The 14,221-nt window shown below is 58.0% G+C and carries 16 protein-coding genes and 1 tRNA gene; 4 read left to right on the top strand and 13 right to left on the bottom strand.

Annotated features, from left to right (window positions below):
• The first annotated feature begins 69 nt into the window (after positions 1 to 69).
• The 4 genes from PMI27_RS00585 to PMI27_RS00600 all read left to right on the top strand — a co-directional run bounded on the left by PMI27_RS00585 (position 70) and on the right by PMI27_RS00600 (position 3,809).
• Entirely contained in the window at positions 70 to 1,446 is a 1,377-nt protein-coding gene (locus PMI27_RS00585) for an L-serine ammonia-lyase (protein ID WP_008146925.1), read from the top strand.
• Positions 1,447 to 1,484: 38 nt separating this feature from the next.
• Positions 1,485 to 2,609 (top strand): glycine cleavage system aminomethyltransferase GcvT, encoded by a 1,125-nt coding sequence (gene gcvT, locus PMI27_RS00590; protein ID WP_008146923.1) that lies wholly within the window; start codon positions 1,485 to 1,487, stop codon positions 2,607 to 2,609.
• 402 nt (positions 2,610 to 3,011) lie between these two features.
• Complete coding sequence (locus PMI27_RS00595) at positions 3,012 to 3,224, top strand: cold-shock protein (protein WP_003175786.1); 213 nt, start codon at positions 3,012 to 3,014, stop codon at positions 3,222 to 3,224.
• Positions 3,225 to 3,320: 96 nt separating this feature from the next.
• Positions 3,321 to 3,809, top strand: coding sequence for an RDD family protein (locus PMI27_RS00600; protein WP_008146921.1), 489 nt, complete (start codon positions 3,321 to 3,323; stop codon positions 3,807 to 3,809).
• Positions 3,810 to 3,943: 134 nt separating this feature from the next.
• Here PMI27_RS00600 and nadA read toward each other — a convergent pair whose 3' ends face one another.
• The 13 genes from nadA to ruvA form a co-directional block, all read right to left on the bottom strand.
• The gene (gene nadA / locus PMI27_RS00605; protein ID WP_008146918.1) at positions 3,944 to 5,002 is read right to left on the bottom strand and encodes a quinolinate synthase NadA; all 1,059 of its coding nucleotides are present in this window, start codon (positions 5,000 to 5,002) and stop codon (positions 3,944 to 3,946) included.
• A 272-nt stretch (positions 5,003 to 5,274) separates the two neighbouring features.
• A tRNA-Lys gene (locus tag PMI27_RS0229980) sits at positions 5,275 to 5,350 on the bottom strand.
• A gap of 63 nt (positions 5,351 to 5,413) precedes the next feature.
• Positions 5,414 to 6,106 (bottom strand): 7-cyano-7-deazaguanine synthase QueC, encoded by a 693-nt coding sequence (queC, locus tag PMI27_RS00610; RefSeq protein ID WP_008146916.1) that lies wholly within the window; start codon positions 6,104 to 6,106, stop codon positions 5,414 to 5,416.
• Position 6,107: 1 nt separating this feature from the next.
• The gene (gene queE, locus PMI27_RS00615) at positions 6,108 to 6,755 is read right to left on the bottom strand and encodes a 7-carboxy-7-deazaguanine synthase QueE (protein WP_024164608.1); all 648 of its coding nucleotides are present in this window, start codon (positions 6,753 to 6,755) and stop codon (positions 6,108 to 6,110) included.
• A 167-nt stretch (positions 6,756 to 6,922) separates the two neighbouring features.
• Complete coding sequence (ybgF, locus tag PMI27_RS00620; protein WP_024164607.1) at positions 6,923 to 7,762, bottom strand: tol-pal system protein YbgF; 840 nt, start codon at positions 7,760 to 7,762, stop codon at positions 6,923 to 6,925.
• Between the two features lie 6 nt (positions 7,763 to 7,768).
• Positions 7,769 to 8,266: a peptidoglycan-associated lipoprotein Pal gene (gene pal / locus PMI27_RS00625; RefSeq protein WP_003178634.1), complete on the bottom strand. Its 498-nt coding sequence runs from the start codon at positions 8,264 to 8,266 to the stop codon at positions 7,769 to 7,771.
• A 52-nt stretch (positions 8,267 to 8,318) separates the two neighbouring features.
• Positions 8,319 to 9,599: a Tol-Pal system beta propeller repeat protein TolB gene (gene tolB / locus PMI27_RS00630; protein ID WP_166675809.1), complete on the bottom strand. Its 1,281-nt coding sequence runs from the start codon at positions 9,597 to 9,599 to the stop codon at positions 8,319 to 8,321.
• A 17-nt stretch (positions 9,600 to 9,616) separates the two neighbouring features.
• Complete coding sequence (tolA, locus tag PMI27_RS00635) at positions 9,617 to 10,696, bottom strand: cell envelope integrity protein TolA (RefSeq protein WP_008147366.1); 1,080 nt, start codon at positions 10,694 to 10,696, stop codon at positions 9,617 to 9,619.
• Positions 10,696 to 11,148 (bottom strand): protein TolR, encoded by a 453-nt coding sequence (tolR, locus tag PMI27_RS00640; protein ID WP_161807482.1) that lies wholly within the window; start codon positions 11,146 to 11,148, stop codon positions 10,696 to 10,698. The genes tolA and tolR overlap by 1 nt, the downstream gene beginning before the upstream one ends.
• Positions 11,149 to 11,171: 23 nt before the next feature.
• A complete protein-coding gene (gene tolQ, locus PMI27_RS00645; RefSeq protein WP_008147369.1) occupies positions 11,172 to 11,867 on the bottom strand; it encodes a protein TolQ in 696 nt (231 codons plus the stop codon).
• Positions 11,857 to 12,324: a tol-pal system-associated acyl-CoA thioesterase gene (ybgC, locus tag PMI27_RS00650; RefSeq protein WP_008147372.1), complete on the bottom strand. Its 468-nt coding sequence runs from the start codon at positions 12,322 to 12,324 to the stop codon at positions 11,857 to 11,859. Before ybgC ends, tolQ begins: the two co-directional genes overlap by 11 nt.
• Before the next feature lie 127 nt (positions 12,325 to 12,451).
• A complete protein-coding gene (ruvB, locus tag PMI27_RS00655) occupies positions 12,452 to 13,513 on the bottom strand; it encodes a Holliday junction branch migration DNA helicase RuvB (protein WP_008147374.1) in 1,062 nt (353 codons plus the stop codon).
• Positions 13,514 to 14,128, bottom strand: coding sequence for a Holliday junction branch migration protein RuvA (gene ruvA / locus PMI27_RS00660; RefSeq protein ID WP_008147376.1), 615 nt, complete (start codon positions 14,126 to 14,128; stop codon positions 13,514 to 13,516).
• Between the last annotated feature and the right edge of the window lie 93 nt (positions 14,129 to 14,221).

Genomic DNA, 14,221 nt, shown 5'->3' with positions numbered 1-14,221 from the left:
GTTCATCGCGAGCAAGCTTTGCTCCTACGGGTTCGCGTTGCACCTATAACAAGAAACCGGAGAACAACCATGTCTTTAAGCGTGTTCGACCTGTTCAAGATTGGCATCGGCCCCTCCAGCTCTCACACCGTCGGCCCGATGCGTGCAGCTGCGCGCTTCGCCGAAGGTTTGCGCCGTGAAGGGCTGCTGGCCGCGACCACCTGCGTCAAAGTCGAGCTCTACGGATCGCTCGGCGCCACCGGTAAAGGCCACGGCAGCGACAAGGCTGTGTTGCTGGGCCTGGAAGGCGAACACCCGGACACCGTGAACACCGAAACCGTCGCCGCCCGTCTGCAAGAGATTCGCGGCAATGGTCGCTTGAACCTGCTCGGCGAACACAGCATTGCGTTCAATGAGAAAGAACACCTGGCGATGATCCGCAAACCGTTGGCCTATCACCCCAACGGCATGATCTTTCGTGCGTTCGATGCGGCGGGCATACAAATCCGCAGCCGCGAGTACTACTCGGTCGGCGGTGGTTTTGTGGTCGATGAAGACGCCGCCGGCGCCGACCGTATCGTCGAAGACGCCACGCCATTGACCTTTCCGTTCAAAAGCGCCAAGGACTTGCTTGGTCACTGCACCACCTATGGTCTGTCGATCAGCCAGGTGATGTTGACCAACGAAAGTGCCTGGCGCCCGGAAGCGGAAACCCGCGCCGGCCTGCTGAAAATCTGGCAAGTGATGCAGGACTGCGTCGACGCCGGTTGTCGTAACGAAGGCATCCTGCCGGGTGGCTTGAAGGTCAAACGTCGGGCGGCCGCCCTGCATCGGCAACTGTGCAAGAACCCGGAATCGTCTCTGCGCGATCCGCTGTCGGTGCTGGACTGGGTCAACCTCTACGCACTGGCGGTCAACGAAGAAAACGCCAACGGCGGGCGCGTGGTGACTGCGCCGACTAACGGCGCGGCAGGGATCGTCCCGGCTGTTTTGCATTACTACATGCGCTTCATCCCCGGCGCCAACGAAGACGGCGTCGTGCGTTTTCTGCTGACCGCGGCCGCGATCGGCATTCTCTATAAAGAAAACGCCTCGATCTCCGGCGCCGAAGTCGGCTGTCAGGGTGAAGTTGGTGTGGCCTGCTCCATGGCCGCCGGCGCCCTGTGCGAAGTCCTCGGCGGCACCGTGCAGCAAGTGGAAAACGCCGCCGAAATCGGCATGGAACACAACCTCGGCCTGACCTGCGACCCGATCGGCGGGCTGGTGCAAGTGCCTTGCATCGAGCGCAACGCCATGGGCTCGGTCAAGGCGATCAATGCGGTGCGCATGGCCCTGCGCGGCGACGGCCAGCACTTCGTCTCCCTCGACAAGGTCATCCGCACCATGCGCCAGACCGGCGCCGACATGAAAAGCAAATACAAGGAAACCGCCCGTGGCGGTTTGGCGGTCAACATTATCGAGTGCTGATGCTCACGCGCATTTGCACACTTTTTCAGGAGCTGAATATGTCCACCGAACAACTGTCAAAAACCCCGCTGCACGCACTGCACATCGAACTCGGCGCCCGCATGGTGCCGTTTGCCGGCTACGACATGCCGGTGCAATACCCGCTCGGTGTGATGAAAGAACACCAGCACACCCGTGATCAGGCCGGGCTGTTCGATGTCTCGCACATGGGCCAGATCCGCCTGACCGGCGCCAATGCCGCCAAGGCGCTGGAAAGCCTGGTGCCGGTCGACATCATCGACCTGCCGGTGGGCATGCAGCGTTACGCGATGTTCACCAACGAGACCGGCGGCATCCTCGACGACCTGATGGTCGCCAACCTGGGTAACGACGAACTGTTCCTGGTGGTCAACGCCGCCTGCAAGGACCAGGACCTGGCGCATCTGCGCAAGCACATCGGCGACCAGTGCACCATCGAGCCGCTGTTTGAAGAACGCGCCCTGCTGGCGCTGCAAGGTCCGGCCGCCGTCACCGTGCTCGCACGCCTGGCGCCAGAAGTGGCGAAGATGACCTTCATGCAGTTCGCCCGCGTGAAACTGCTGGGCGTGGACTGCTTTGTCAGCCGCTCGGGCTACACCGGTGAAGACGGTTACGAAATCTCCGTCCCGGCCGCCAACGCCGAAGCCCTGGCTCGCGCCCTGCTGGCCGAACCTGAAGTGGCGGCCATCGGCCTTGGCGCTCGCGACTCCCTGCGCCTGGAAGCCGGCCTGTGCCTCTATGGCCACGACATGAACACCGAGACCACCCCGATCGAAGCAAGCCTGCTGTGGGCGATCTCCAAGCCTCGTCGCGCTGATGGCGCACGTGCCGGCGGCTTCCCTGGCGCAGAAACCGTGTTCGGACAGCAACAAGCCGGTGTCAGCCGCAAGCGCGTTGGCCTGTTGCCTCAGGAACGTACGCCGGTGCGCGAAGGTGCAGAGATCGTCAATGAAGCAGGCGACATCATTGGCGCGGTTTGCAGCGGTGGCTTCGGTCCGACCCTGGGCGGCCCTTTGGCGATGGGTTACGTCGACAGTGCTTACATTGCTCTCGATACGCCGGTATGGGCGATTGTTCGTGGGAAAAAGGTGCCTTTGCTTGTAAGCAAAATGCCATTTGTTCCACAACGCTACTACCGCGGCTGATTGACTGTTTCTATAAGTAACGCGGTTGCGTTAACAGCGCACTAATGTGTAACGCAACCGCCATAAAACAGTGCATCACTTTACCTGTAAGCTTCGGTTATGAACTTTGCTTATAACGATCGAAAACAATTGAACACCGTGATCGCATAAGCCCGCACTAGTTGACGTGCAACACGTCAACGCGAGCAAATCCGGGCCCTCCACAGGGCTTGTTTTTTCTCCCGTAGTTGGCGTAGAGTTTGTTCACTGTGTTTGCATGGGTCGCTTGGAATCGTGACCTGGGCAGTAGCCTACAAGTTAGCTACATCCCGTTCGACGTCTTCTTACTCTCCTGCAACCAGCCCCAGTACTCTTTCACAAGAAGGAGGCTGTCATTAATTTTTGCGTCAAAGGAAATAAGAAATGTCCCAACGTCAGAGCGGTACCGTCAAGTGGTTTAACGACGAGAAAGGTTTTGGTTTTATCACTCCAGAAAGCGGTCCGGATCTGTTCGTGCATTTCCGCGCTATTCAGGGCAACGGCTTCAAGAGCCTGAAAGAAGGCCAGAAAGTGACTTTCGTTGCTGTGCAAGGCCAGAAAGGCATGCAGGCTGACGAAGTACAAGCAGAAGCCTGATCTTCTGTAACGAAAAAGCCCCTGATGCTGACATCAGGGGCTTTTTTGTGCGCGTAAATCCGTAAAATGGCTTCTTTTTTCCGTCCAGAGGCTGCCATGTCGAAACATCTTCTCAAACCCCAGGGCGACTTTCCTGCCGCCACCCTGGGTCGTCGCCTGGCAGCGATGTTCTACGACTTCTTGTTGTGTACCGCCCTGCTGATCGTCACCAGCGGGATTTACAAGATGATCCAGATGGCGATCCTCGGCGAAGACAAAATGCGCACCCTGACCGAAGCCGGCGCGCTGGACGGCGATCCATTGCTGTCAACGGTGCTGCTGTTTGTGCTGTTCGGCTTCTTCGCCAAGTTCTGGACCTGGTCCGGTCAGACCCTGGGGATGCAGGTCTGGTGCATCCGCGTACAAAACGCCGACGGCTCATCCATCAGCCTGTGGCAGGCGTTGCTGCGCTTTGTGGTGTCGATCGCGTCCTTGCTGTGCGTCGGGCTGGGCTTCTTCTGGTCGCTGTTCGACAAACAGAAACGCAGCTGGCATGACATCTACTCCAACACCCAGCTCGTGCGGATTCCAAAGAAAACCAAGTAATCCAGCCATACACAAACCACTGTGGGAGCGAGCCTGCTCGCGATGGCGATGTATCAGTCAATATTGATATGGCTGACAGATCGCTATCGCGAGCAGGCTCGCTCCCACAGGATTTGTGACTTAACTGAAAGACCTCAGGCGTTGCCGGCCAATTTCATCCGCGCGGCCTGTGTGAAGTCGAGCATGCGCTTGAGCGGCCGGATCGCTTGCGGAATCAACGCTGGATCGACAAAGATCTCGTTAGTCCCTTCCTTCAAGCTCTTGAGCGTGCGCTCAAGGGTGTTCATCGCCATCCACGGGCAATGTGCGCAACTACGGCAGGCTGCGCCGTTACCAGCCGTTGGCGCTTCGATGAAGACCTTGTCCGGGCACAGCTGCTGCATCTTGTAGAAGATGCCGCGATCAGTGGCGACGATAAAGGTCTTGTTTGGCAGGCTCTGCGCTGCCGCAATCAATTGACTGGTGGAGCCGACGGCATCCGCCAACTCTATCACCGACGTCGGCGACTCCGGGTGCACCAGAATCGCTGCATCCGGGTACAGCGCCTTCATGTCTTCGAGCTGCTTGGACTTGAACTCTTCGTGAACGATGCAGGCACCGTCCCACAGCAGCATGTCCGCGCCGGTCTGGCGCTGGATGTAGGTGCCCAAATGCTTATCCGGGCCCCAGATAATGGTTTCGCCGTTATCCATCAGGCTTTCGACGATCTCCAGCGCGCAGCTTGAAGTCACCACCCAATCCGCCCGGGCTTTGACCGCCGCCGACGTGTTGGCATACACCACCACGGTACGTTCCGGGTGCTGATCGCAGAATGCCGAGAACTCGTCCACCGGGCAACCCAGGTCCAGCGAGCAGGTCGCCTCCAGGGTTGGCATCAGGATGCGTTTTTCAGGGTTGAGGATTTTGGCGGTCTCGCCCATGAACTTCACACCGGCGACCACCACGGTCTTGGCCGGGTGAGCATTGCCGAAGCGAGCCATCTCCAGCGAGTCGGAGACACAGCCTCCGGTTTCTTCGGCCAGGGCCTGAATGACCGGATCGCAATAGAAGTGAGCAACCAGCACCGCGTCCTGAGCCTTGAGCTCGGCAGCGATGGCGGCACGGTAATAGGCCTCCTCCTCGGCAGTCAGCGGCTTGGGCTGCTTGGCGTCGAGGTGGGCTTGAACCAGAAGGCGTTCGGAAATCTGCGTCATGTTCGCAAGACCTGCAGGCGCTTTCGCGCGAAAGTCGAGTATACACCCGGCTCCGGACCCTTCAGGGTACCGCCGGGAGAGTGAGTATCATCAGGCACGGACAACGTTGAAGCTGCGCAAGGCTACAGAATATCCCGTGGATGCAAAAGATGATTCTGACCTGCGTCACGCGGTGCAGCCCAGAACCTGGGCGACCTTAAATCGCGGGCAAAAAAAAATCCGGAAATCCTCACTTGCGTGGGCCTTCCAGACTTTTAAAACTGCTACAAAAATGGTGGGTCGTGTGGGATTCGAACCTACGACCAATTGGTTAAAAGCCAACTGCTCTACCAACTGAGCTAACGACCCGCTGTGTGGTGGCGCGTATAATACTGATTTTTAAGGACTATTCAACACCTAATTTGAAATAAATCAAAAATAAGGTGTTGGATCGCTGATTCCGGCTGCCGCGAAGCCTTCTGCACGCAGGCGGCAGCTGTCGCATTTGCCGCATGCACGGCCATTATCGTCCGCCTGATAGCAGGAAACAGTCAGGCCGTAATCAACGCCGAGCTTCACACCCGCCTGGACGATCTGCGCCTTGCTGAGGTTCTGCAGGGGCGCCTGAATGCGGAAACCATTCCCCTCTACACCGGCCTTGGTCGCCAGATTGGCCATGCGCTCGAAAGACTCGATGAACTCGGGACGGCAGTCCGGGTAACCGGAGTAATCCACGGCGTTCACACCAATAAAGATGTCGCGAGCGCCGAGTACTTCAGCCCAGCCCAACGCCAGGGACAAGAAAACGGTGTTGCGCGCTGGCACGTAAGTCACCGGAATACCTTCGCCCGCTTCTTCCGGCACATCGATGCTGGTGTCGGTCAATGCTGAACCGCCGATACCGTTCAGGTTCAGGCCGATCACCTTGTGTTCGATAACACCCAAGTCTCGTGCAACACGTTCGGCGGCGTGCAGTTCGGCATGGGACCGCTGACCGTAGTCGAAGCTCATGGTGTAACAGCTGTAGCCTTCAGCACGAGCCATGGCCACAACGGTCGCGGAGTCGAGGCCGCCGGACAGCAGGATGACTGCACGTTTTTCAGCAGTGTTCAGTTGTTCAGTCATTTCAGCGCCCCGGCTCGTCATTCCAAAGATATTTATGCAGCTGCAATTGCAGACGCACTGGCAGGTTGTCCGCCACCACCCAGTCAGCCAGGTCCCGAGCATTGAGATCATGGTGACTTGGCGAGAACAGGACTTCGCCGGCACGCTGATCCAGACCGTACTGGATCAGCTTGGACACGGCCCAGTCATAGTCTTCCCGCGAGCAGATGACGAACTTCACCTGATCGTTGCGCGTGAGCAGTTCGATGTTCTCGTAGCGGTTGCGATGAGCTTCTTTCGAACCCGGGGTTTTCAGGTCGACGACGCGACTGACCCGTGGATCGACCGCCGAGATATCCAGGGCACCGCTGGTTTCCAGCGAAACCTCGTAACCGGCGTCACACAACTGCTTGAGCAATGGGATGGCATTGGGTTGTGCCAGCGGCTCGCCGCCGGTGACACAGACGTAACGCGGACGAAAACCGGCCACTTGCTCGAGGATGTCGTCGAGCGCGCGAATGGTGCCGCCAGTGAATGCATAAGCGCTGTCGCAGTATTGGCAACGCAATGGGCAACCGGTCAGGCGCACAAAAACAGTGGGCAGCCCGGCAGTCCGCGTTTCACCCTGCAACGAGTAGAAAACTTCGGTGATTCTCAATGTGTCTTGCATAGTCGCCACGGGCATAACAGCTAAACAGGCTGTCCGCCTCCGTCAGGCACTTCAAGGAACCCCGCCATCGCGCAGATCCCAAAAAGCGTGTTTCATAAAAAGGGCGTGAATTCTAACGAAAAAACCCGCGACAAGCGCGGGTTTCTTCAAAACGGGTCAAGCCGCCCTTACATTTTTTGCAGATCACGCTGGGCCAGTTGAGCGGCGGAAGTGCCCGGATATTGGGACACAACCTGTTGCAGAATGCCTTTGACCTTGTCGGGATGACCGAGGCGGCGTTCTACATCAGCCAGCTTGTACAGCGAATCAGGCACTTTTGGATGCTTGGGGTACAGCTGCGAAACCTTGGCAAAAGCCTGACCTGCACCTTGCAGATCGCCTTTGGCCAGGTTCACTTCGCCCAACCAGTACTGAGCATTGCCCGCGTACTGACTGTTCGGGTACTTGCGCAGGAATGCGGCAAAAGCCTGGCTGGCCTTGTCGAAATCCTTGGCTTTGATCAGGTCGAAGGCTGCATCGTAATACAGTTTTTCCTTCGCCGGATCAGCCGGCTCGCTACCCGCGGCAGGTGCCTGAGCGGCTGCCGCTCCTGCGGCTGCGCCCGCTGCTGCACCGGGGGCATTCAAACTGCCACCGGTGGAAGAATTATCAGGAGTCGCGGCTGGTGCAACGCCGGTTCCTATGCGCCGATCAAGATCCTGATATCGCTCCAGGTTCTCTTGCTTCATGCGCGCTACATCATTTTGCAGAACTTCGATGATGCCTTGTTGGCGCGAGATCTGCTCCTGCATCGATTGCAGTTGGTTGAACAGCTCGCCCTGTGCCGAGACAGGGGCCGAAACCCCTCCCCCGGCATAGGCGCCGTTCGTACCGTAACCTGCAGGCGGATTATTAGTCCCGCTATTGGTATAGCCGGAGTCATTATCGACCACAGGAACCGCAGCCCACACCGCAAGCGGTGCGAGGCTGAGAGCCAGAACAGTTACAGCACGACGGCACGTTCGCATGACGAATTACTTACGCAGTTCGACGCGACGGTTTTGAGCCCAGGACTGCTCGTCGTTGCCGGTAGCAACTGGACGCTCTTCGCCGTAGGAAACCAGTTCCAGCTGAGCTGGGGAAACACCTTGCAGTACCAGGTAACGCTGAACGGCTTTCGCACGACGCTCGCCCAGTGCCATGTTGTACTCACGAGTACCACGTTCGTCGGTGTTGCCTTCCAGAACAACGCGAGCGCCGTTTGCTTTCAGGTCCTTGGCGTGAACGTCCAGAGCGCGCATGGCTTCTGGCTTCAGGTCCGAACTGTCGTATTCGAAGTAGAAAGTGGTGATTGCGCGCAGAGCAGCTTCTTCGCTCAGGGAGCCGTCAACTGCACCAGTGTTTGCGCCGTAACCAGCGTTTGGATCTACAGCGCCTTCACCGGCATTGTCGCCGCCTTTGGACGAGCAACCTACAGCTACAGCCATGGCCAGAGCCAGCGCAGCAAATTTACCAAACTTCAGCATTTCCATCGTGAAACTCCTAATGAACCCCAATGTGTTAAGTACAACGTGTAGCGCCGCGTCAGTTCAGGTAAGGGGACCAGGAAGGTTCTCTGACTTCGCCTTGTGCGGTAGGAAGCGGGAGCCTTACGCGTCCATTAATGGACACGAGCATCAAGACTCCCCGGCCCTGCTGGCGGGTGGCGTAGATTACCATGGTGCCGTTGGGCGCAACAGTAGGCGACTCGTCCAGAGTGCTATCAGTGAGGATTTTTACGCTTCCGCGCTGCAAATCCTGGGCCGCCACCTTGAAATTAGTGAAACCTTCCTGACGATGGATCATCACCAGGGTCTTTTCATCAGCCGAAAGCTTAGGGTTGGCGTTGTAGTTACCGATAAAGGTCACACGTTCCGCACCACCACCGCCTGCGCTGGTTTTGTAGATCTGTGGCTTGCCGCCACGGTCCGAGGTGAAGTAGATGGTCGAACCATCTTTACCCCAGAACGGTTCGGTGTTGATGCCAGGACCGTTAGTGACACGCGTGATCTGACGCGAACCCAGGTTCATCACATAGATGTCCGGGTTGCCGTCTTTCGAGAGTACGAATGCCAGGCGATTGCCATCAGGCGACCATGCTGGCGCGCCATTCAGGCCTTCGAAGTTGGTGATCTGCTCACGGCGACCAGTGTCGATGTTCTGCATGAAGATACGCGGACGCTTCTGCTCGAACGACACATAAGCGATGCGCTTGCCGTCCGGTGCGAAACGCGGCGACAGGATCGGCTCGCGCGATTGCAGCAGGGTCACGGCACGGGCACCGTCATAGTCTGAACGTTGCAGTGTGTAGCGAGTGTTCTTCTCGGAGAAACGCTCTGCTGTCACGTACAACAGACGAGTCGAGAACGCACCTTTGATACCGGTGAGTTTTTCGAACGACTGGTCCGCGATGTAGTGCGACATGTCGCGCAGTTGATCGACGCTGCCCGACACGCTGCCGGTCAGCACTTGCTGCTCGGTGGCGACGTTGAACAGTGCGTATTGGACCTGCAGGCGACCGCCCGCAGGAGCAATGCTGCCGACCATGACGTACTGGGCGCCGAGCGCCTTGAAGTCACGGAAGATGATTTCGCTGGCCTGGCTTGGCTGGCTGATCATGTTCTGTTTAGGAATCGGCGAGTAGTAACCCGAGTTGCGCAGGTCGTTACCGATGATTTCGGCCATGTCGTCCGGCAGAACGCTGCCGCCCTGGTTGCCAAACGGAACGACTGCGATCGGGGTGGCCCGATCACTGCCGCTGGTGACCAGAATGTTTTTTTCATCTGCTGCCGCTATCCCTGCCATGCAGCAGATAACGACAAGCATTCCTCGAAGAAGGTTTCTCACAAGGCTAGATCCTCAGGTGTGAATGTCATCTTGAATGAACGATACGGAGCGAAATCGCTCGGCTTCATTCCCTGCATTTCTGTCAAACGTCCAATGTTCTTGACCGCCGCTACAGCGGAAGCGTCAAACGGACCATCGCCGCTGGACTTGGCCACGCCAACCGAAGTCACCGTACCATCCGGCAACATGCCGATTTGCAACACGACCGTCATGCCTTTGCGTGCCGAAGGTGGACGAGCCCAGCCTTCCGCTGCACGAGCACGGATCAGATCATCGAAACTACCGGCGACTTCGTCACCCTGCTCATCCGCCAAGGCCTGCTGACGCTGCGGCGTGTCGGAAAGCAAATCTGCCAGGGCCTGAGCCTTTTTGTCTTCGGCGGATTTACGTGCCGCTTCCTGCGATTTTTTCTTCGCAGCATCGGCAGCAGCTTTCTTCTTCGCATCTTCGGCGACTTTCTTCTTCGCCTCTTCAGCTTCAGATTTCTTCTTGGCGTCTTCCGCGGCTTTCTTCTTCGCGTCTTCGACGATCTTTTTCTTCGCTTCTTCAGCGGCCGCTTTCTTGGCCTCTTCTTCAGCTGCTTTCTTGGCTTCTTCTTCAGACTTCTTCTTGGCTATATCAGCCAATTGTTTCTCTTCGGCCTTTTTAGCTTCGGCGGTCTTCTTCGCTTCATCGGCTTTCTTGGCTTCATCAGCCTTTTTTGCCTCTTCCGCTTTCTTTGTCTCGTCGGCCTTTTTGGATTCTTCGGCTTTTTGAGCCGCGTCTTCCTTCTTTTGTTCCGCGGCCTTGATCGCTTCCTGCTCGATCTTCTTCTGTTCCATCTGTTCGACTTCGGTCTGGCGTGCAGCAGATTTCTGCGCCTCACCCGCAATCTTCTGATTGGTCTGGGTGGTCGCCCGACTTTTCGATTTCAGCTGGTACAGGGTCGCCTGGACAATCGGCTTGGCCGGCGGCAGTTCGGGCGTAAAGGCGAAGCTGACGAACAGCATGCCGAAAACCAGCACGTGCAAGACAAGCGCCCAGACACTAGGCCAGAAGTAGCTTTCCGAGGCGGACGGCTCTCGCATTTGCTGCATCAGGGTGCCTCGGTAATCAAGCCAACATTACCGACCCCGGCTTTCTGCAACCCGCCCATGGCGCCCATGACGGAACCGTAGTCGACGGTCTTGTCGCCGCGGATGAACACCTGGGTACGCTTGCCACCTTCAGTGCCGGCGCGAATGATTTTGGTCACGGCGTCAGTCATCTGCGGCAAGGTCATGGCCTTGTCCTGTTGCTTTTCAGTGTCGACTTCGCTGCCAAGGTTCCAGTAGTAGGTCTTGTCAGCCTTGATCGAAATGGTCAGGACCTGGGTGTTGTTGTCCTGCGGCAAGGCTTCGCTGGAAACCTTCGGCAGATCAACTTTCACGCCCTGATTGAGCATCGGAGCGGTCACCATGAAGATGACCAGCAGCACCAACATCACGTCGATGTAAGGCACCACGTTCATCTCGGCAACCGGCTTGCGCTTTTTGCGAGCTCGAGCGATTAAAGCCATTGGAAATTACCTGCTTATTCTTCGCTGGTGTGCACTTTGCGGTGCAGGATCGCCTGGAATTCATCGGCGAAGGTGTAGTAACGGCCCAGCAGGGTTTCACTGCGCGCAGCAAAACGGTTGTAAGCGATAACAGCCGGGATGGCGGCGAACAAGCCGATCGCGGTAGCAATCAGTGCTTCGGCGATACCCGGAGCCACGGTGGCCAGGGTCGCTTGCTGGGCAGTGGCCAGGCCACGGAAGGAGTTCATGATCCCCCAGACGGTACCGAACAGACCGATGTACGGGCTGACGGAACCTACAGTGGCGAGGAACGGCAGGCTCTGCTCGAGCTTTTCTTCTTCGCGGGAAATGGCGACGCGCATGGCACGGGCCACGCCTTCCATGACCGCTTCCGGGTCAACGCCTGGCTGCTGGCGCAGACGGGAGAATTCCTTGAAACCGGCACGGAAGATCTGCTCTACGCCCGAATCCGGATCAGGATTGCTGCCGGCCTGACGGTAGAGTTTGGACAGGTCGATACCCGACCAGAAGCGCTCTTCAAAGCTCTCCAGGGCACGTCGACCGGCGCGCAGCAGATTGCTGCGCTGAAAGATCATGATCCATGAGGTCACCGATGCGGCTACCAGGATCAGCATTACCAGTTGCACCACGATACTGGCATTGCTGACCAGGCTCCACATGGAGGAATGGTCGACGACGTTAGCTTCCACGCTTTATCTCCTGCTTTGAGTGTGTACCCGCGCCGCTCACGTCGGCAAAGGCCGCACGTAGAGCTTCGGGAATGGCCCGGGGTTTCAAACTGTTAGTGCGCACACAGGCCACCAAAAACTGCCCTTCGCAGAGCAGCGCATTATCCGTAGCCCGCCTGACCTGCTGTTTGAAGCGCAGGCTGACACGGTTCAATTCGATTACTTCAGCGCTTACCAACAGCTCGTCGTCCAGTCGCGCCGGCGCGTGGTAACGCGCTTCGCTGGAATGCACGACGAACAACAGGTCCTCACCTGCGAGCTGGGATTGGGCAAAGCCCAGCTCCCGGAGCCGCTCGGTTCGAGCCCGTTCCATAAACTTGAGGTAATTAACGTAATACACGATGCCGCCCGCATCGGTGTCCTCGTAATAAACGCGACAACGAAGTGCGAAAGGCTCAAGCCCGTTTTGCGCGCGCATACTCTAGTGCTTACTCCTCAGGTTGCCAATCCGGCCAGGCAACTGTTTTTCATTGATTCACGGCTTTCTGGCGAAAGTACGGTCCTGAGACCGCACAAACCCCGAATAAATCAGCGCGCAAAGGTTATTAATCGTCCACGGCATCGAGGAACTCGTCTACCACGGGCATCTCACCCAATCGTGACGGGATGTTTAAACCGAAGTGCAGGTACGCATGCCGGGTCACCACTCGCCCCCGCGGCGTACGCATGATGTAGCCCTGCTGGATCAGGTACGGCTCCAGCACGTCTTCAATGGTGTGGCGCTCTTCACTGATGGCGGCGGCGAGGCTATCGACCCCGACCGGCCCACCGTCGAACTTCTCGATCATCGTTAACAGCAGCCGTCGATCCTGGTGATCGAAGCCACGCTCGTCGACATCCAGCAGGTTCAAGGCCAGGTCCGCGATCGGTTTGGTGATGTGGCCCTTGGCGCGAACTTCGGCGAAATCCCGAACCCGGCGCAGCAAGCGGTTGGCGATCCGCGGTGTACCGCGAGCACGACGGGCGATTTCAAAGGCGCCTTCCGGGTCCAGCGGCAAGCCGAGGATATTCGCCGAACGACTGACAATCGTTGCCAGGTCGGCGGTGTTGTAGAACTCCAGGCGCTGGACGATGCCGAAACGGTCGCGCAGCGGATTGGTCAGCATCCCCGCCCGCGTCGTCGCACCGACCAGGGTGAACGGCGGCAGATCAAGCTTGATCGAGCGCGCGGCCGGCCCTTCGCCGATCATGATGTCGAGCTGGAAATCTTCCATGGCCGGGTACAGCACTTCTTCGACGATCGGAGAGAGCCGATGGATTTCGTCGATGAACAGCACGTCGTGTGGCTCAAGATTGGTCAGCAGCGCAGCCAGATCACCCGGACGCTCAAGCACGGGGCCCGAGGTGCTCTTGATCGACACGCCCATTTCCTGGGCGATGATGTTGGCCAAGGTGGTTTTACCCAGACCCGGCGGGCCGAAAATCAGCGTGTGGTCCAGGGATTCATTGCGCCCGCGAGCCGCCTGGATGAACAACTCCATTTGCTCGCGAACAGTCGGCTGGCCAATGTATTCGGCCAGGCTGACAGGGCGAATCGCCCGGTCCTGGACTTCCTCGCGATCACGAGGGCCGGGCGTGGCGGCAATCAGACGATCAGCTTCAATCACTTAGATCATTCCCTTCAGGGCACGACGAATCATGTCTTCACTGCTCAAACCTTTCTCCTTGATCGCAGAAATCGCCTTGCTGGCTTCCTGCGGCTTGTAGCCCAGGGAGATCAGCGCGCTGACCGCGTCATTTTCGGCGGTGGCGACCGGCGTCGTATCTGACCCACCCGGCTGGTTTGGTACCAAAGCGAACATCGCCGGCACGGTTTCCCAGGCCTTGAAGCGATCCTTGAGTTCCACCAGCAAACGCTCGGCGGTCTTCTTGCCCACGCCCGGCACCTTGGTCAACGCCGAGGTGTCCTGGGACTGCACGCAGCGAACCAGTTCATCGACTTCCAGGCTCGACATCAAGGCCAGGGCCAATTTCGGCCCCACACCATTGAGACGGATCAACTCGCGAAAAAAGTCTCGCTCACGCTTGCCGAAGAAGCCATAGAGTAACTGCGCGTCTTCGCGTACGACCAAATGGGTGTGCAAGGTCAGCGGTTCACCGACCGACGGCAAGCGATAAAGCGTGGTCATGGGCACTTCCAGCTCATACCCCAGACCGTTTACATCCAGAATCAGGTGCGGCGGCTGTTTCTCAGCCAGTGTGCCGCGCAAGCGTCCAATCACGTTTCAGATCCTTGAGCGTTAGCCAGATCAGTGCTGGCGACTGACAGAACAAGGGTTTTGCGCCGACGACACAGGCGCAAAACCCTCATTCCA

Origin of the sequence: Pseudomonas sp. GM41(2012) (assembly GCF_000282315.2) — a bacterium.
In the GTDB taxonomy this organism is placed as follows: domain Bacteria; phylum Pseudomonadota; class Gammaproteobacteria; order Pseudomonadales; family Pseudomonadaceae; genus Aquipseudomonas.
Note: the sequence above shows the minus strand (reverse complement) of the source record. Positions and strands in the feature narration are given on the sequence as shown.

Excerpts from the sequence above, each read along its gene's own strand:
- ybgC (WP_008147372.1), bottom strand. The coding sequence starts at position 12,324 with ATGCGCGCGCAAAACGGGCTTGAGCCTTTCGCACTTCGTTGTCGCGTT.
- PMI27_RS00585 (WP_008146925.1), top strand. The coding sequence starts at position 70 with ATGTCTTTAAGCGTGTTCGACCTGTTCAAGATTGGCATCGGCCCCTCC.
- tolB (WP_166675809.1), bottom strand. The coding sequence starts at position 9,599 with ATGCTTGTCGTTATCTGCTGCATGGCAGGGATAGCGGCAGCAGATGAA.
- pal (WP_003178634.1), bottom strand. The coding sequence starts at position 8,266 with ATGGAAATGCTGAAGTTTGGTAAATTTGCTGCGCTGGCTCTGGCCATG.
- queE (WP_024164608.1), bottom strand. The coding sequence starts at position 6,755 with ATGCAAGACACATTGAGAATCACCGAAGTTTTCTACTCGTTGCAGGGT.
- gcvT (WP_008146923.1), top strand. The coding sequence starts at position 1,485 with ATGTCCACCGAACAACTGTCAAAAACCCCGCTGCACGCACTGCACATC.
- tolA (WP_008147366.1), bottom strand. The coding sequence starts at position 10,696 with ATGCAGCAAATGCGAGAGCCGTCCGCCTCGGAAAGCTACTTCTGGCCT.
- queC (WP_008146916.1), bottom strand. The coding sequence starts at position 6,106 with ATGACTGAACAACTGAACACTGCTGAAAAACGTGCAGTCATCCTGCTG.
- nadA (WP_008146918.1), bottom strand. The coding sequence starts at position 5,002 with ATGACGCAGATTTCCGAACGCCTTCTGGTTCAAGCCCACCTCGACGCC.
- ybgF (WP_024164607.1), bottom strand. The coding sequence starts at position 7,762 with ATGCGAACGTGCCGTCGTGCTGTAACTGTTCTGGCTCTCAGCCTCGCA.
- PMI27_RS00600 (WP_008146921.1), top strand. The coding sequence starts at position 3,321 with ATGTCGAAACATCTTCTCAAACCCCAGGGCGACTTTCCTGCCGCCACC.
- PMI27_RS00595 (WP_003175786.1), top strand. The coding sequence starts at position 3,012 with ATGTCCCAACGTCAGAGCGGTACCGTCAAGTGGTTTAACGACGAGAAA.